This is a genomic window from Lysinibacillus sp. NPDC048646, from assembly GCF_050272295.1.
GTDB lineage: Bacteria > Bacillota > Bacilli > Bacillales_A > Planococcaceae > Lysinibacillus.
This window is the reverse complement of record NZ_JBNNLZ010000003.1, coordinates 1-15,366: the sequence shown is the minus strand read 5'-3', so window position 1 is coordinate 15,366 and position 15,366 is coordinate 1. Positions and strand designations below refer to the sequence as shown.

Genomic DNA, 15,366 nt, shown 5'->3' with positions numbered 1-15,366 from the left:
CATAGAGGAGAGGGGTGAACGACAGAGTGTTTGCCAATCAGTATCCGCATTTCCAAAAAGGAAGAATTTTAAAACGAGAAATGCTTGAGAATCTTCGTGATTATCCAAGAGACTTTCTTGATTTGTATTTTAAGGACTACTCAAATGGCATTATCACCGGGGTAAATGTCCTTGTAGCTGAAACGTCCCTCATTATTACCCAGGGAATTGTCAAGTATAACGATCATCTCTATATACTCCATTCAGATTATGAGCTGCCCTATCATGCAACAGGGCATGAAACGATGCTGAAAATAAGATTTGCTGACGAAGTAAACGAATTAGACTTTACATCTTTCACAACGCAAATCATTCTAGATGATTCGGGGAAATTGGCTGAAAATGAGCTGGAATTAGGTCGCTTTAAATTAAAACCAGGGGCTCGACTTCGTTCAAAACATGTCGATTTTCACGATTTAGCTACTGAATATAATACGGTCAATTTTATTCACTGTCAGTATGCAGGTGTACAAAAAAGTACATCTCATCCAATCATTTTACAATTTTTTGCGCGCGAGCTTTTAAAAAATAGACCCTCTAATGCCTATGATATAGCATTTGCGCTGGAATGTTTAAATCATGACCGTGTGCAACGGGATGTCATCGACTTTTATGTAAGCAATCGACTAGGGTTGGAAGACCAAGCGTATACAAATGTACAAATTCATAAATATTTAAGTCGTATTTTGGTGGAAGCAAAGGGCGGTAGTCGTCAGGCAGGACAGACTCTAGGACGCCCAAAGCGCATGATTGTCGACTAATAATGAAAGTCTGTTAGTGATAATACGTTCAAGAAAGGGAAGGTGAAACAGGTTGAAATTTTTAGATGAAAAGATACTTGCACTGAGAAATGAAATGCGGGAACAAGAAAAGCATGAATTAGCCCAGAAGGAAGCGGCTTTACAAGAAAATGAGCCGGAACCTCAACAGGAGGAACAGCAGGAGTTACAAGCAATTGACCTTTACCAGGACTTTGTAAATATAGATGGCGAAGATGTTCCAGTCATCGACCAACCTATATTGGATGGGAAAATTACGTTACGAATGCCCAAGCTATTTTCCATCATGTCACCTGAATTGGCATCTCTCAAATACCCTTCGGAACGTAGGCCGAATATTATTTATACAGATGAATCGACAACGATCAATCTAGCCTTCAACATGACACCACATGCTTTAACAGAAGCAGGGGTTGCTGAGTTTCAAGAAAACATGATTGACGTTCTCGAACAAGCTCAGCCATCAGCAGAATGGTTAGACACAGATGTGACAGAAATTAATGACAAAACAATTGGCTTCATCGAAGTGATTACACCTGCTATAGATGGCGATATTTTTAATTTAATGTTCTTTGCTTCTATGGATGGACAAGCGCTCATTGGTACCTTCAATTGTATGGAGGAGGATCTTGAGGATTGGCGTCCTATTGCGAGGGCGATGATGGAAACCTTACAATTTACTCCTAATGGAATGAATGGAGGGGCACGGTGATGAGCGTATCCGTTACAGCGTATCACAATTTACAGGTCTTACCCTTTGAGCTAGTCAGTCTCCAAGAGCTTACAGTGACAAAGAAAATGAATGAGCATGCCACATTACGCTTTACTGGTATTGTGCCTGAGGAGATTAGAGATAAATACGTCGAAATGACGGAAGCCAACGCAGCCATTACAGTCAATCAATTGGATCATCAAGGAAATCCCATTCCTTTATTTAAAGGTGTGATATTAAGCATAAAAGTGAGAGCGGTTCGAGATATTTACTATCTAGAAGTTGAGGCTGCCTCAAACAGCTATCAACTTGATATTAAAACGAAAAGTCGCTCCTATCAGCACAAAGATATGACCTACTCATCCTTGTTCCAACTAATGAGTCCCGCTTACCCTGGCCTCGATATTATTGATGAAGCAACAAAAGGCGGTAAATTAGACAAATTTACCATGCAGTATCGAGAAACAGATTGGCAATTTTTACAACGGCTTGCCTCTCGTTTTAATACGGGGTTAGTACCTGCGGCGACCTTCGATAAACCGAAGTTTCATTTTGGTGTTCCTGCTGGTAGTGCTAAAGGTAAGCTTGAAGACTATCACTATACAACAAGAAAAAAACTAGCAGACTATCTCCTCTATACAGAGAACGGTAATGAAGGTATGGAAGAAAATGATTTTCTTTACTATGAGGTGGAGACGGACAAAGTTTTCAATATTGGGGATCATGTGTCGTTTAATGAACAAACCCTCTATGTAGCTGAAGCATCAACGTCCATGAAGGATGGGCTGCTAAAACATATTTATAGCCTTTCAACAAAAAAGGGCATGAACAAAAGCGAAATCTTTAATCAAGCTATTTCTGGTCTGTCCATTGAGGGTAAAGTGCTTGAGGTGGCCAAGGATCATATCAAGGTCCATCTAACTATCGATGAAAAACAAGATAAAGAAAAAGCACATTGGTTCTTGTACTCGACTGGCTATACAGCTGAGGGGCATAGCGGCTGGTATTGTATGCCTGAAATCAATGATTATGTCCATGTATATTTCCCAAGCAATAAAGAAGAAGAGGGACTTGCAAGTAGCTCAGTTCGCAAAAATTTAGATAGTAGTGCGACGAATAAGCTCGATGATCCTTCCACTAAATACTATCGAACGGCCTTTGGTAAAGAAATTAAGATGAGCCCAAGCGAAATTGTCATTACGGCACAGGATGGCGATATTTTTATCCGATTAAATGAAGAAAGCGGCATCGAGATTTTTAGCAAGAAGGAAATTAAACTCATTTCAGCCGCAGATATTTCTGTCAATGCCAGTAAGAAAATTCTTTTGTCTGCGGAGGAAGAAATTTCATTAAAATGCAAAGAAAGTAAAATAACGATGGACGGCAATGTCCAGATTTTCGGGAAAGAAGTCAAGGCCAATTAACAGCCATATGGGAGACGTTCTGAAGAAAAAGAAAGCAGGAGACGGATATGCAAGCACAGGAAATTTTACAGCATTTTTATGAAACCGAAGTAGAAAAAAGACGATTGAAGTATTTATTGGCATTAGAAGATTTTTTTCAAGCCTCTAAAGATGAGCTTGCAGAAGACTTTCAAAAATCTTTTCAAAACATTTGTCTACAGTTACATCAACAACAAACCAAGCAACAAAAGGGGCCAATCGGACATATCACTTTTTCCATGCTACGAACAGAACTTCTAGAGGGGCAGCATCGCTACCTAGTGGAGGGCACAGATGAAGAATGGTTTTTTGACCTACACCCTATTTTAGCTAGCTATGATGCAAACTGGGCATTTCGTTTTTTAGAGCAATTCTTAGAAGAGCTAACTATGTACAGCAAAACATTCATGGGCGCGATTACACAGGCAGAGATAGAGCGCATCAAGTTACAGGAAGCCACTCTTTTTCATCAGTATGTCATTAGCCTTGCAAGGTATGCACTGCCTGACATCATCAGATGCCCACAATACTTAGCACTTGAAAGAGCTGAAACTGTTGAAATTCGTATCGGCGAGTATATGGATATAAATGAAGTTGTTTATAGTGATGATTTCTCCAAGAAAGATACGGAAGAAATCAAGGCTTGGCTCGACCAAAAACTAGAGGACGAATATCCGTATGAGGTCTTTAACAATTTAGATCTATCCGCAGGCAACTATGAAAGCCTTGATGTTCGCTATGCATTTTTCAAAAAAACCAATTTATCGCATAGCCACATGCGAGGTAGTCTGCTGATTGGCGCTAACTTAAATGCTAGTCAGCTGATGGCAGCAGATTTGAGCTTTAGCGCGATCCATGAAGCGGATTTCAGCCATAGCCAGCTTCAAGGGGCTAATTTCCAACAGGTGCAAGGGGCAAGCGGTCTTGCTAATCGAGAGAAGTGGGAAATGCCAGGTTATCTTCCAGTACGCTTTACGGGAGCCAATCTAGAAGGGGCGAACTTCGAGTTGGCTAATTTACGAGGGGCTTGTTTTATCGGCGCGAAGCTAAAAAATACTGATTTTGCAGGCGCGAATTTAGAGGGGGCTATATTCTCGCAGGAAGCACGGGAGCATCTTAAGCTTGATCCGTTTCAAGCCGCAAATGTCATTTGGAAGTAGATGTTGTAAAAAGGAGCCTATAGAAGATGAACTATTTTATTCTATCCCAGGATGATCGTATCTCGAATGCTGTAGAACCAATTGGTATAGCCCAAGTCATCAAGAAAGAATTATTGACAGTGGAAAGAATGGAGGAGTTGGAGGACATTGATCGTCAATTCCCCGTTTTAAATAAGAATGACATTGACTATATCGATTTTATCGCGAAGCCTATTGCGCTATTAGCAGACCCTGTTAAACAATTAGTCGAAAAATACGAACCTCGACTACCATTCAAACCGGTAATTTTAATGGAACAGGCCAAGTTAAAACAGGTGTTATATTGGCTCATCATTCCACCACAAGTGGCTTGTCTTTCAGCTCAAACAGAGTTCCACCTAGATGGAACTTTAAAAAAGCTTGTTATCGATGAGGCGCTAGCTGCTCCGTATACCATCTTTAAAGTTGCGGGCATTAAAGAGGATTATCTCATCATTAATATCGAGCTAGCAGAAAGCATACTGCGCCGAGCTTTTCGAGGCATGCGCTTGCTAAAGGTGCAAACCGAGGGGACATGGAGAGAGACGTTTAGCAAGGAACAGATTGCAGTAAAACCATCATAAAGACTAGATTTGGAGAGAAGTAATCATGAAAAGTAAATGGATTTCAGTTATGTTCGCAGCATTAGTACTAGCAGGCTGTGGATCACATGAAGCTGAAAAAGCTGAGAAAAAAGAGGAAGTAGCTGGACAGGAAAGCGCAGCTAAAGAAAAAGTAGATAATAGCAAAGCGAATCTCGCTAAAATTTTTGCAGAAGGGTCTTACAAAGCTGATGTTATGGCAATCGGTCTACCTGCAGATTTAAATGAAAAGATGGAAAAAATATCACAAACTATGCAAGCGTCTCTTGCAAAAAATGAAGCCTGGTATTTAGAAACAGTAAGTGGCTTAGCTGAAGGTGAGATTCTGCCCTACGATGAAAAACTAGGCATTACAGAAGATGAGTACAAGTTTTTACTAGAGGCAGATCAGCACTTCCAACTTGGAAAAGTTGGTGAAAGCGACATTACCATTACAACAGCTGATGAACAGCCAACAGTACAAAACCCTACAGCTTCCATTGTCAAAGAACTGACAATTAGCGCAGATGGCAACACGCTAACAAGCGATCTAGGTGACTTAACATATATAGAGGAAATCGTAGCTTCTGATGCGCAAAAAATTACAGGCAGATGGAACGGTCACTTCTATCGTATGGGTGGAGAAAATACAAAACAGGTGTTACAAATTTCAATTGGTCAGCTAGAGGATAGCGAGAAAAAAGTTATTTATACAGAGTTGTTTGAGGAAGGACAAGAGAAAAAAGAAGAAATTCTAATGTTCTGATACAAGGCACTATAAATTTTCTAATCAAAGTCTAGGCATTCACTCCACACGTTTGAGTTCTGTTTGTTATGCAAGTAAAGAAACACTTCAAACGGACGCGAATGCACGATTCATATAGAAAGGAAGGTTCTCGATGGCAGACGAAATGCAAACAAAGGGCGACGAGCAGCGCAGCTATGTAGTAGCAGGCGCCAAATTATCATGCTCTCAGGGAGATCAAACAAGTAGTTTACAGATGCCCATGAGCCACGGCGTTTACGTGAAGAACAAGGCACAGATGAATACGATGGATTTTAAACCGGGTGTCAATATTCAACCCTTTGGCTTATGCCAAACATTATCCAATCCAACGGTCGCAGCCGCTACAGCAGCGAATAACGGTGTCCTGACACCAATGCCCTGCACACCTGTTATCACGATGCCATGGATTAATGGCAAAGCAGATCAGTTGATTGAGAAATCCCCCGCACTCATCAATCAATCTATCAATATGTGCCTCTATTGCGGGACCATTAAAGTAGAAGATGACGGTCAGGAATAAGCCGCCATCCCCTGCGGAAAGAAGGGAATTCATGTGAAGACGTATGAGGAAGTGATTGGGTACGGAGAACTCGATCTCGTATCCCCCTATGAAGTCCAGACGTTGCATGATATCAGCCTGATACAAACCGTTAATGACCATGCAAGGTTATCCATTACGGGAATCATCCCCGAGGAAAAGAAAGATAGCTGTCTGCAGCTAGCTAGTAGTGCAGATCGTATAGAGCTCTACCAAAAGAACAATGGCCAGCGCGTGCGCCCACTTTTTAAGGGACAAGTAACCGAAGTGGTGGTGCGTATGGTAAGAGGCGTCTATCAAATCGAACTTGAAGCTGTGTCGGCAACATTCACGTTAGATTGTAAACGAAATGCGCGTTCCTTCCAGCACGATAAGCTGACGTATAGTAAAATGCTTGAGCAAGTGCTTGCTGCTCATCCCGGAGCGGACGTCATAGATACGGCGTCAAAGGCTACTCCTATCAAGCAGTTTATATTACAATATAAGGAGACAGACTGGCAATTCTTACAGCGTATGGCCTCTCATTTTCGCACGGTACTGGTACCCGCAGTAGATGCCGATACGCCCAAGCTGTGGTTTGGTCTGCCGGAAGGACAAGTAGAAAAGCTGTCCGCTACTAGCTATACCATCGCTAAGGATCGCTCCATCTATTTACATACGCTACACAATGACACCGAACGACCAATGGAGGAGCGAGATACGGTATCGTATATAATTGAATCGAAAAAAACATTAGCACTCGGTGACCGTGTCCTAATCCAAAACAAGGAGCTAGTCGTGGCAAAGTCAATTGCCCGCATGCAACGAGGTGTTCTTAGCTATGAATACCATTTGTTATCGGAGGCAGGCATTCGTCAAGGGAGACTCAGCATTCCCTCACTTCCAGGCACAGCGATTGAGGGGACCGTCTTAGAGGTAAAGAAGGATCAAGTGCGACTGCATCTAGCGATTGATGAGGCGCAAAACAAGGAAGAAGCCACATGGTTTTCACTCGCTACGCCGTATACAGCGGAGGGACATAGCGGTTTTTACAGTCCACCGGAAATCGGCGATAGCGTCCACCTGGCCTTCCCGAATCATCGAGAGGAAACAGCAGTCGTTCGTCACAGTGTTCGCAAAGGCGGCGATGCCAACCCTAAAATAGCCGATCCAAAAACGGCTTATTGGGGCACACCAAAAGGCAAAGACATGAAAATCGACCCACAATCTGTGAGCTTTACCGCCAAGGAAGGCGCCGTTTTCCTGCAGTTAAACCAGGACAGTGGTATTGAGGTGCATAGTAACCATCCGCTTACCCTAAAAGCCAATGACAATATCACCTTTGCGGGTAAAACCATCGCCATAAGCGCCACAGAATCCATGCGTTTGACCTGTGGTTCCAGCAGTATCGTCCTCGATGGCATTACGGATATGCAGGGACAAGTTGTCGAAATGGAGGGTTCCATCAAGGCCGCTGTTCCGGCATCAAGTGCATCCGAAGAGGGTAACGGAGATGACCTTGAATCCGCTCTCGACGTCATGGGCATGATTCCCCTCGCAGGGGGTGGTGCTTAATGGCGAAGAAAGGGAAAGGTGGGAAAGGCAAGGGCTTCTTCGGAACAATAGGCAGTTTTCTTGGGAGTATCCCAGCTGTCGGCAAAGTCAAAAATGCCGCCAAGTCTGTAAAAAAGAAAATCAAAAATACGAAAAAGAAACTGAAAAAAGCGCTCAAAAAGGCGAAGAAAAAGCTCAAGAAAAAGATTGGGAAAGTATTTACAAAAGCCAGGAAGCTTAAAAATAATCTATCGAAGAGTAAAATGGTCAGGCGGATAAAAAGTACCGCGAAGAAAGCTGTGCTCGCGACCAAGCAGGCGGCAAAGAAAACCTATACCCAAGTAAAACAAGCCGTGAAGGAAGTAAAAACGAAGGTGAAAGAGACAGTAGTACCATTAAAATCTTCGAAAGCCAAGGTAGAAAAAGTATCCAAAAAAGTTGGTCATAAAATTGAAGGGGAAGAAGAATTAAATAAATTCTTTGACGAGTACCTTAAAGACCGAAAGACGGTTGGACCAATAGGAAACAAGTATTCAGTTAACGATGGCAATCCACTGACAACTTTACAGGACATGCGTAAAGTTCTGAGTGCTCCATCTACAGTAAATCCAGATGGTTTAGCCCCATATGCAGTATTTGGTTACAAAATGTTTATCGAAGATTTTGTCACACTAGCGAATCCAAACGCGACATTTCGAGAACAAAGTGAAGCAACGTTATCGGCACTCAGCCCTTTTGGGAAGGCGGGAAAAGGGAAAAAAGTGGCGGAAGCCTTAAAAGATATGGAAAAAGGTTTGGGAGCTGCTCAGGATGTCACTAAAAACGCAAACAAGGGGAAGGATGCCCAAAAAGCCACTCAGAAAGAAAAAGAGCAACTTGGCGAGTATGTGAAGAATCTTGATAAGGGTACGGGTAAACTTATCAAATTCAAAGGTGATGAAGCTATAATACATTATGAAAAGCATAGTAAAGAGATAATGGATGCAATGGGTAAAAACCAATACAATTTAAAGACTTATATTGAAGATGCTAATCATGTTATTCAGACAGGACAATATGTACCAGAACTGAATGCATATGTGAAGCTTGTTGGTGGTAAAGGAAGTGCAAAATACGGATTGGTTGGGCTAGATAGAAATACAGGAAATATAACCACGTTCCATATAAAGTCGGTTAAAGAACTTGCTAAAAAAGCACCAAGTTTAGGTATTGAAACAAAGAAGAAGTAAAGGGTGGATACATTGAAAATAAAAAAAATAAATTGGATTTCACAAGAAGCTTTAGAAGCTGAAGTAGTTGTAACAGATGGGAAATTTGAAATAATGTGTTTTGCACAACCATTAAATTACTTGAAAGAGAGTGAATTAATAGGTCCAATTTACTGTTTAAATGTCTCGAATCTTATGATAGCTGAAAGAAAAGAATATAGTATTGAAAAATTAGATGATCATTTTGCCTATAGATTTATAGGGAAATTAATTGATAAAGATTATGAAAAAGTGAAATTAGGTAAACTATTATTAGAATTGGATAACAATTTGTTACCAGGAGATATAAATGAAGGTGATTTTATAAGCTTTTGTTGTCAAAGGTTAGATATCTATTAAAACAAGGTGAAGTTTTTAATGAAACCTATTAAACATAACCCGATATTAAATTAAATAGCTTTTGAGGGTGAATAGACGGGTCAAAATAATGTTGATGATCTAGAGGTCAGTTTCATACGAAATCTAGTAACCTCTATGAAACTATTAGGTGTTTTTCTTGTATTATTGGTTTTAAAATGAACGAAAGCAAATTTCCTTTTGTCTTCAAAATAGAAAAAATATATGTGGACAAGTTATAAAGAAAAGGTGAGGTGCATAGAAAGCATCCACTATCTATTAAATCCAATGACAATAGTATCTTTGCAGCAGATAAACACATCTCCATGATCGCAAAGACATGTGGTTCAGCTGTTTCGTCTTTGAAGGCAACACAGGTATCAGAGTAGTGTCCAATACATCGGGAGAAGTGGTAGACCTTGAATCTACACTAGACAATGCTGTTGGAGTTTTAAAAACTTGCATTAAATGAATGAAACGAGAAGTAGGCGAGATGACATTTTTTATGTGGGAACTATAAACTTATTGGATAAACAATAAACTAACGAGAATGAAAAAGCTCCCAGCGATAAGTAAAAGGTAAAATATCACAGATGCATTTTTAACTTGTTTACAGTTAAAAAATCCTTGAATTTGAATTAATAACTCATGAAGGCAGGCCATCAAGAGATGTTATTTTAATACTAATGTAATAAGAGCGAGAATAGGCGAGATGACATTTTACTTACAAGGGCCACTTATGGATGTTATAAGTAACAACACACGAGATTAAACAAACTAAAGGGTTTAAACGTTACACTTGCCAAGTAGTATAAAAGATGTCATACTGTCGATATAAAAATAACTTATAAAACTTTCAAATATATTAATAAACTTAGAAAATATATAAACCTAAAGCACTTGATTGTCTATAACAGGCGACAAGTGCTTTTTTGCATGTTTAAATACGTAAATTGAAAAGATTACGATTATTTAATTAGTGTACTAAGTGTTAAATTTAATACAAGTACTAGCATACAAGGGGAAGAACAGGCGATGGAAATAAAGGTTTCGATAGATAAATTTGTTATAGATTAGTGGGGCAAACAAGCGGCTAAGAAGACTCAACAGGTTGGTCAACAGGCCCAAAAAGTCTATAACCAAACTAAGCAAGCCATAAAGGAAGTAAAAGTGACGGTAAAAGAAGCCGTAGTTGTCTATAAGTCGTTAGATAAAATCAAGCTTCCAAAGCCTACTAAGGACATGTCCAATAAAGAGAAATTGGTACTGCTAGGATTGAATAAAGGTTTACAATTTGCTCAAAAACATAAAGGAATGTTGGACGCAACCGTAGATGTTGTGAAAAATACCTATGGCGATTTAAAAGAACTAGTTACCAATCCAATTGGTGTATTAAAAAATCTAGGGTACGCAGTTTCCCATCCAATTGAAACAGCAAAAGGGATAGGAAATTCAATAAAAGACTCTTATGAGAAAGATGTGCTCAATGGAAATGCCTATTCGAGATCATACTGGTTAACTAGTGCAAAATTAACCACTGTTACTACAGTCGCTGGTACAAAAGGTGCTGGCTCACTAATAAAGGGAGCTAAAGGGACTAAGGGTACGGGTAATTCTATACATTATGCTGAATCGGGCGGAAGAAATATATCCCCTGAGCAGATCTTCAAGGAAGAAGCTATTGCAGAAGAAATGTATGAAAAATTTAGGGGTTTAGGAACAGAAGACGTGAATGCTATTGCTAATAATACTGGCTTTTCTATTACTAGAGTACAAAGGATTAAAGATCATGTCTTTAATAACTCCCATATAAAGGATCACGGAGTTGGGAGATTTGACCCGGACTACGAACTGGCTCAAGCATGGCAAAGATTGATGGATGGGAAACAATTAGATTCTGATATACAATTAGATTCTGATATACAATTATTACATCACGAAATTTTTGAATCAAAATTTGAAGGTATAATCCAGACTAACTATAGAAAAGCGCATGACAAAACAATAGAATCTGGAAGGCCATGGAATTGGGAGAAAAACTATGAGGAGTGAAGATTCATGGCAGTTTTTGTATTGATGTTAAAGGAGTTTGAAAACGAAGATAGGGTAGTCTATCAATATGGACCAAATGAGAATTCAATGGGGCGAATTGAGTATGATAAAAAAAATAGGGTTATCAATCAGCTTTCACCAATTGATTCACAAGAGTTTGCTGATGATTTCTTCTTTAAGAGAGCAGGAAGACGTCTTTCGAGAATGATTATTAAAGAGAATCAGAACTTTGTTGACCGAACAACTATAGAATCTTGATAATTGCTAATGAGTTTAGTAATTTTTTATTAGATTTAGCTATGCAAGAAATATAACATAGCATTTGAACCTTGATTGGCTTTATGTCTCTCAAGGTTTTTTAGTGGGGCTAACCAGAGTCGAATAAATTTTCATTAATTATGAGAATAGATGTAACCTTTATGAGCACTACAAAAAAGCTTCATTTAATTATATCTCCAAAAGTAAAAATGCAACCAAAGCAACTGTATTAGCTTTAAAGATACTAAGGGTACGGGTAAAGTTCAAACTGGTGGTAGGGAACTTTCAGTAGATGAGTATTTAAAGCGACTTGATAAAGCAGATGAAATGTACGAATCCTTTAGAAAATCCAAAACTGATGTAAGTTCTATTGCTAAAAATACAGGAATGACTGAACAAAGGGTACAAAGAATCAAAGAGCATTTATTGTTCAAAGAGCACATAAAAGAACATGGAGTTGGACGTTTTGACTCAGATTATGAAATTGCACAAGCATGGGATAGGCTCCAAAAAGGGACCCACAAAAAGAATGATATTGATTTATTAAATCATGAACTTTTTGAGTCAAAATTTGAAGGGATATTTAAAACGGACTATAGGAAAGCACATGATAAAACAGTAGAGTCTGGGCGCCCATGGCATCCACCAGAGGAGGAATAAAGATGGCTTCATACGTTTTATTACTAAAAGAATATGAAGATAATGAAACTGTGATTTACAGATTCGGACCTAATGAAAATATTATGGGGAAAATTGAGTTAAATAAATTTACTAGAAAGTTTTCCGAGTTAGAAGTTATTCCAGATAACAATTTTCCAACTAAGTTTTATTATGATAGAGCTGCTCAAAGATTGGCAGTTTGCTTAGTAAAAGAAGGTGGTGTATTTCCTGATAGAACAGCTTTCGAATCGTAGTAACTAAAAAATTTCCTTGACGTGGAGAAACAGTTCAGGAACTGGAAAAACTTAAGCAAACAACGAGTAATAATAAATTAGGTCCAGCTTTCGCAGGAGCTTACGATAAAAAAACAGGTGAATATTACTACGCTTTGAATGATGTTAAAGGAAATACACCAGCTATGTGGGCTCCACAATTAGAAGAACTTTTTATAAATGCCCCAGAAAGTGTGAAAAGCTCCTATAAATATACAAAAGGATTTGCATCGCATGCAGAAGTTGATGCTGTCAACAAAGCATTGTTAGCAAATCCTAATGCTAGCATAGATGATGTTTTAGTCAATGTAATTCGGACAGGACAAAATAAGACGAAACCTTCTGGAATGATGTTTAATCGTTGTCCTCATTGTGCTTATATGTTAGATGGATTTGAAATGATTTCGGAGGTGCCGAAAAATGGAAGATAACAAAAGAGAAAAAGTTTTGTCAAAAGAGTATGTTATTGAACAGGGTGTTAATTTTGATAAACATTTGGCTTATGGCGGAATGCATGATTTAGAAATTGTTGAGTTCGATAGAGAGAACAATGAAAAACAATTTACAGGTTTAGCGTATGATTTGTTTAAAAATGGTAATGTGGATTCGTATATGTTTGTAAAAGAGGGTATAAAGCAAGGAGAATTCGTAGAATTCTATCCTAATGGAAATATCAAAAGAATTAATAATATGGTTGATAATGTTTCAGAAGGAAAGCAAGTTGAATATTATGAAAATGGCTCAATTATGTTGCTTGAAGAAAGAAGTGGCGGATTTCTTTTGACGTTTACTAAGTATGATGAACAAGGTAATATCATAGAAGAAAAAAAAGAACCTACAGAATTTGATAAAATGATGGTCAGAAAATTTGGTTAAGGAAATATGATAGAATTACAAGAACAATTTCAAAAAGAACAAGCCAAATGGATTTCAAAAGTCTCTTTGAAAAACAATTTTCAGAAAGGTGATATTAAGTTAGTTGCAGGGGTGGATATTGCTTATTGGAAAAATCAAGAGAAAGAATACGGTGTATGTTGTATTGTTGTAATAGATTATGAAACAAGAGAAGTCATTGAAAAAGTTGATTACTTTGATGAAATTCATGTACCATATGTTTCAGGTTATTTAGCGTTTAGAGAACTTCCATTAGTTTTAAATGCAGTCCAAATATTAACTAGGGTACCTGATTTGTACATGTTTGATGGAAATGGGTACTTGCACAATTGTCATATGGGGATAGCAACGCATGCTTCGTTTTATTTAAATAGACCTACCATAGGTGTGGCTAAAAATTATTTGAAGATTGACGGAGCTGAATTTGATGAACCGAAAAATGAGCTAGGAGCTTCTGAATTAATTCAAGTGGAAAATGAAGTATATGGAATGGTGTTGAGAACAAGGAAAGATGTGAAACCGATTTATGTTTCTTGTGGTAATTGGATAGACTTAGAGTCGGCGAAAACTATTACCTTACACTTTGTGAATAAAGAAAGCCGTTTGCCGATTACAACAAGATATGCAGATTTAGAAACACATAGTAAGAGAAAAAAATATATTTCTTTTAGTTGATAAATCTTATTTTGTTAGATTTTAGGAAAAAAGAAGAAATTAGTAGAACAAGATATAATGTAAAAGTAAAACGGTAGAAATGTTCAGTTAAAAAAGTATTTGAAAAATTACTAGAGTATTGGTGTCAGAACTGAAAACAGATATTAATAAAAAAAGGTCAGCAACAAAGTTTAATAACACGGAACTGCCCCCAAAAGTATTGACAAATAAAAAAAGCATCTTCGATTGAATTCGAGTTTAGAAACCTAAACTTCAATTAAAGGTGTTTTTTTCTATGGGGACAAGAGTGAGTTATCCATAAGAAGTAAAAATGAAGGCGATTGAGATGCGATTAGCTGGTGTATCAACAAACAAACAGGTATTAAGTGAATTAAATATACTGAATAAAATGCAAGTAAAACATGGATGAGTTGGCATAAAAATGGATAAATGCATCGGTTTGAAAAACCTGTTGGTAAGCAATATACGTTTAATAAAGGTCCTGAATATGAGAATGCACAAATAAAATTAGAAGTGGAAAACCGTTATTTAAAACAACAGATTGAGGTTTTAAAAAATTGGTATTAAAATAGCCGTTTCTTTGCCCGTCTTTCCATCTCATCTAGCTTTTTTAACAGTGTTAATTCAGCTTCAAGTAAACGAATACGTGCCCGAAGTTTCTGAATCAACAATGATGAAAAAAAGAATTGATCATGATACATCACATTTATAATGCCTCTCCATTTAGCGTTTATCATCTGATGTTATTAAATCAATGTCAGACATATTTAGCAAAAAATAGGTAAAATTTTGGGGGTTGGACGAATGATTGCTTTAGCTAATTTAGGACAAAACAAAAAAGGTAAGTTATGGGTAAATGATTTGCCCGATTTAAATTACAAGATTATAAATAGGTTAACAACTTCCATAGATATTGAAAAATCCATGTATATTAAGCCTACTAGCATAGCACTTGAGCTTTTGCTTTCAAGACGTGACATGAGTAATTATGCTTTCTTAGGCATTAAATTTATGCCTAAAAATATAAAAAATCTTAATATTAGAGTAAATATCAGTTCGGAAGAAGATGAAATTTTATCTGATAATATTGCAATGAAGTCAGATACTGTATTTTTAGGAATACCAAACGAATATGCAGAAGCGATTATCGATACTACAAATAAAGTTGTCAGAGAACATTCCTTATTTCCATGTGGAGATTTAGATTTTTTTATAGGGGCTCATGGAGAAATTGGATCAAGTAAATTCTCATTTTCGAAGGTAACAGAATCAATTTCATAATACGTATTTTTAAAAAATCATAGACGTGCAGAATATTGAATGATTTCTTAAAAAAACGAATGAAATACCTTATGATGCTGT

General features: G+C 37.8%; 18 protein-coding genes and 1 pseudogene. All 19 read left to right on the top strand.

Annotated elements, in window-relative coordinates; translation table 11 throughout:
• Positions 1 to 14 precede the first annotated feature (14 nt).
• The 19 genes and pseudogenes from ACQKII_RS04615 to ACQKII_RS04525 all read left to right on the top strand — a co-directional run bounded on the left by ACQKII_RS04615 (position 15) and on the right by ACQKII_RS04525 (position 15,285).
• Positions 15 to 800, top strand: a complete 786-nt coding sequence (locus ACQKII_RS04615) for a DNA and RNA helicase (RefSeq protein WP_427456805.1) — start codon at positions 15 to 17, stop codon at positions 798 to 800.
• 52 nt (positions 801 to 852) lie between these two features.
• Entirely contained in the window at positions 853 to 1,530 is a 678-nt protein-coding gene (locus ACQKII_RS04610; protein ID WP_427456803.1) for a hypothetical protein, read from the top strand.
• Positions 1,530 to 2,954 (top strand): hypothetical protein, encoded by a 1,425-nt coding sequence (locus ACQKII_RS04605; protein WP_427456801.1) that lies wholly within the window; start codon positions 1,530 to 1,532, stop codon positions 2,952 to 2,954. Before ACQKII_RS04610 ends, ACQKII_RS04605 begins: the two co-directional genes overlap by 1 nt.
• A 47-nt stretch (positions 2,955 to 3,001) precedes the next feature.
• On the top strand, positions 3,002 to 4,132 hold the full coding sequence (locus ACQKII_RS04600) for a pentapeptide repeat-containing protein (RefSeq protein WP_427456799.1): 1,131 nt from the start codon (positions 3,002 to 3,004) through the stop codon (positions 4,130 to 4,132).
• A 26-nt stretch (positions 4,133 to 4,158) separates the two neighbouring features.
• A complete protein-coding gene (locus ACQKII_RS04595; RefSeq protein ID WP_427456797.1) occupies positions 4,159 to 4,734 on the top strand; it encodes a serine protease in 576 nt (191 codons plus the stop codon).
• Positions 4,735 to 4,759: 25 nt separating this feature from the next.
• A complete protein-coding gene (locus ACQKII_RS04590) occupies positions 4,760 to 5,497 on the top strand; it encodes a hypothetical protein (RefSeq protein WP_427456795.1) in 738 nt (245 codons plus the stop codon).
• 133 nt (positions 5,498 to 5,630) lie between these two features.
• Entirely contained in the window at positions 5,631 to 6,038 is a 408-nt protein-coding gene (locus tag ACQKII_RS04585; protein WP_427456793.1) for a DUF4280 domain-containing protein, read from the top strand.
• Positions 6,039 to 6,071: 33 nt separating this feature from the next.
• Positions 6,072 to 7,610, top strand: coding sequence for a contractile injection system protein, VgrG/Pvc8 family (locus ACQKII_RS04580; protein ID WP_427456791.1), 1,539 nt, complete (start codon positions 6,072 to 6,074; stop codon positions 7,608 to 7,610).
• Positions 7,610 to 8,818 (top strand): hypothetical protein, encoded by a 1,209-nt coding sequence (locus tag ACQKII_RS04575; RefSeq protein WP_427456789.1) that lies wholly within the window; start codon positions 7,610 to 7,612, stop codon positions 8,816 to 8,818. Before ACQKII_RS04580 ends, ACQKII_RS04575 begins: the two co-directional genes overlap by 1 nt.
• A 3-nt stretch (positions 8,819 to 8,821) precedes the next feature.
• Entirely contained in the window at positions 8,822 to 9,196 is a 375-nt protein-coding gene (locus tag ACQKII_RS04570; RefSeq protein ID WP_427456787.1) for a hypothetical protein, read from the top strand.
• Between the two features lie 1,167 nt (positions 9,197 to 10,363).
• Entirely contained in the window at positions 10,364 to 11,245 is an 882-nt protein-coding gene (locus ACQKII_RS04565) for a hypothetical protein (RefSeq protein WP_427456785.1), read from the top strand.
• A 6-nt stretch (positions 11,246 to 11,251) separates the two neighbouring features.
• A complete protein-coding gene (locus ACQKII_RS04560; protein ID WP_427456783.1) occupies positions 11,252 to 11,503 on the top strand; it encodes a hypothetical protein in 252 nt (83 codons plus the stop codon).
• Between the two features lie 327 nt (positions 11,504 to 11,830).
• Complete coding sequence (locus tag ACQKII_RS04555) at positions 11,831 to 12,163, top strand: hypothetical protein (RefSeq protein ID WP_427456782.1); 333 nt, start codon at positions 11,831 to 11,833, stop codon at positions 12,161 to 12,163.
• Positions 12,164 to 12,165: 2 nt separating this feature from the next.
• Positions 12,166 to 12,417, top strand: a complete 252-nt coding sequence (locus ACQKII_RS04550) for a hypothetical protein (protein WP_427456780.1) — start codon at positions 12,166 to 12,168, stop codon at positions 12,415 to 12,417.
• 41 nt (positions 12,418 to 12,458) lie between these two features.
• A complete protein-coding gene (locus ACQKII_RS04545; protein WP_427457445.1) occupies positions 12,459 to 12,866 on the top strand; it encodes a YwqJ-related putative deaminase in 408 nt (135 codons plus the stop codon).
• A complete protein-coding gene (locus ACQKII_RS04540; RefSeq protein WP_427456778.1) occupies positions 12,856 to 13,311 on the top strand; it encodes a toxin-antitoxin system YwqK family antitoxin in 456 nt (151 codons plus the stop codon). The genes ACQKII_RS04545 and ACQKII_RS04540 overlap by 11 nt, the downstream gene beginning before the upstream one ends.
• Positions 13,312 to 13,317: 6 nt before the next feature.
• On the top strand, positions 13,318 to 14,004 hold the full coding sequence (locus tag ACQKII_RS04535; RefSeq protein WP_427456776.1) for an endonuclease V: 687 nt from the start codon (positions 13,318 to 13,320) through the stop codon (positions 14,002 to 14,004).
• Between the two features lie 310 nt (positions 14,005 to 14,314).
• Positions 14,315 to 14,559, top strand: a pseudogene (locus ACQKII_RS04530) (IS3 family transposase); the annotation flags it as partial.
• A 249-nt stretch (positions 14,560 to 14,808) separates the two neighbouring features.
• The gene (locus tag ACQKII_RS04525) at positions 14,809 to 15,285 is read left to right on the top strand and encodes a hypothetical protein (RefSeq protein ID WP_427456774.1); all 477 of its coding nucleotides are present in this window, start codon (positions 14,809 to 14,811) and stop codon (positions 15,283 to 15,285) included.
• Positions 15,286 to 15,366: the final 81 nt, after the last annotated feature.

Bases quoted from the DNA above. Each gene is read 5' to 3' on its own strand.
- ACQKII_RS04525 (WP_427456774.1), top strand. From the start codon at position 14,809: ATGATTGCTTTAGCTAATTTAGGACAAAACAAAAAAGGTAAGTTATGG.
- ACQKII_RS04605 (WP_427456801.1), top strand. From the start codon at position 1,530: ATGAGCGTATCCGTTACAGCGTATCACAATTTACAGGTCTTACCCTTT.
- ACQKII_RS04540 (WP_427456778.1), top strand. From the start codon at position 12,856: ATGGAAGATAACAAAAGAGAAAAAGTTTTGTCAAAAGAGTATGTTATT.
- ACQKII_RS04595 (WP_427456797.1), top strand. From the start codon at position 4,159: ATGAACTATTTTATTCTATCCCAGGATGATCGTATCTCGAATGCTGTA.
- ACQKII_RS04575 (WP_427456789.1), top strand. From the start codon at position 7,610: ATGGCGAAGAAAGGGAAAGGTGGGAAAGGCAAGGGCTTCTTCGGAACA.
- ACQKII_RS04555 (WP_427456782.1), top strand. From the start codon at position 11,831: ATGTACGAATCCTTTAGAAAATCCAAAACTGATGTAAGTTCTATTGCT.
- ACQKII_RS04585 (WP_427456793.1), top strand. From the start codon at position 5,631: ATGGCAGACGAAATGCAAACAAAGGGCGACGAGCAGCGCAGCTATGTA.
- ACQKII_RS04590 (WP_427456795.1), top strand. From the start codon at position 4,760: ATGAAAAGTAAATGGATTTCAGTTATGTTCGCAGCATTAGTACTAGCA.
- ACQKII_RS04535 (WP_427456776.1), top strand. From the start codon at position 13,318: ATGATAGAATTACAAGAACAATTTCAAAAAGAACAAGCCAAATGGATT.
- ACQKII_RS04550 (WP_427456780.1), top strand. From the start codon at position 12,166: ATGGCTTCATACGTTTTATTACTAAAAGAATATGAAGATAATGAAACT.
- ACQKII_RS04600 (WP_427456799.1), top strand. From the start codon at position 3,002: ATGCAAGCACAGGAAATTTTACAGCATTTTTATGAAACCGAAGTAGAA.
- ACQKII_RS04560 (WP_427456783.1), top strand. From the start codon at position 11,252: ATGGCAGTTTTTGTATTGATGTTAAAGGAGTTTGAAAACGAAGATAGG.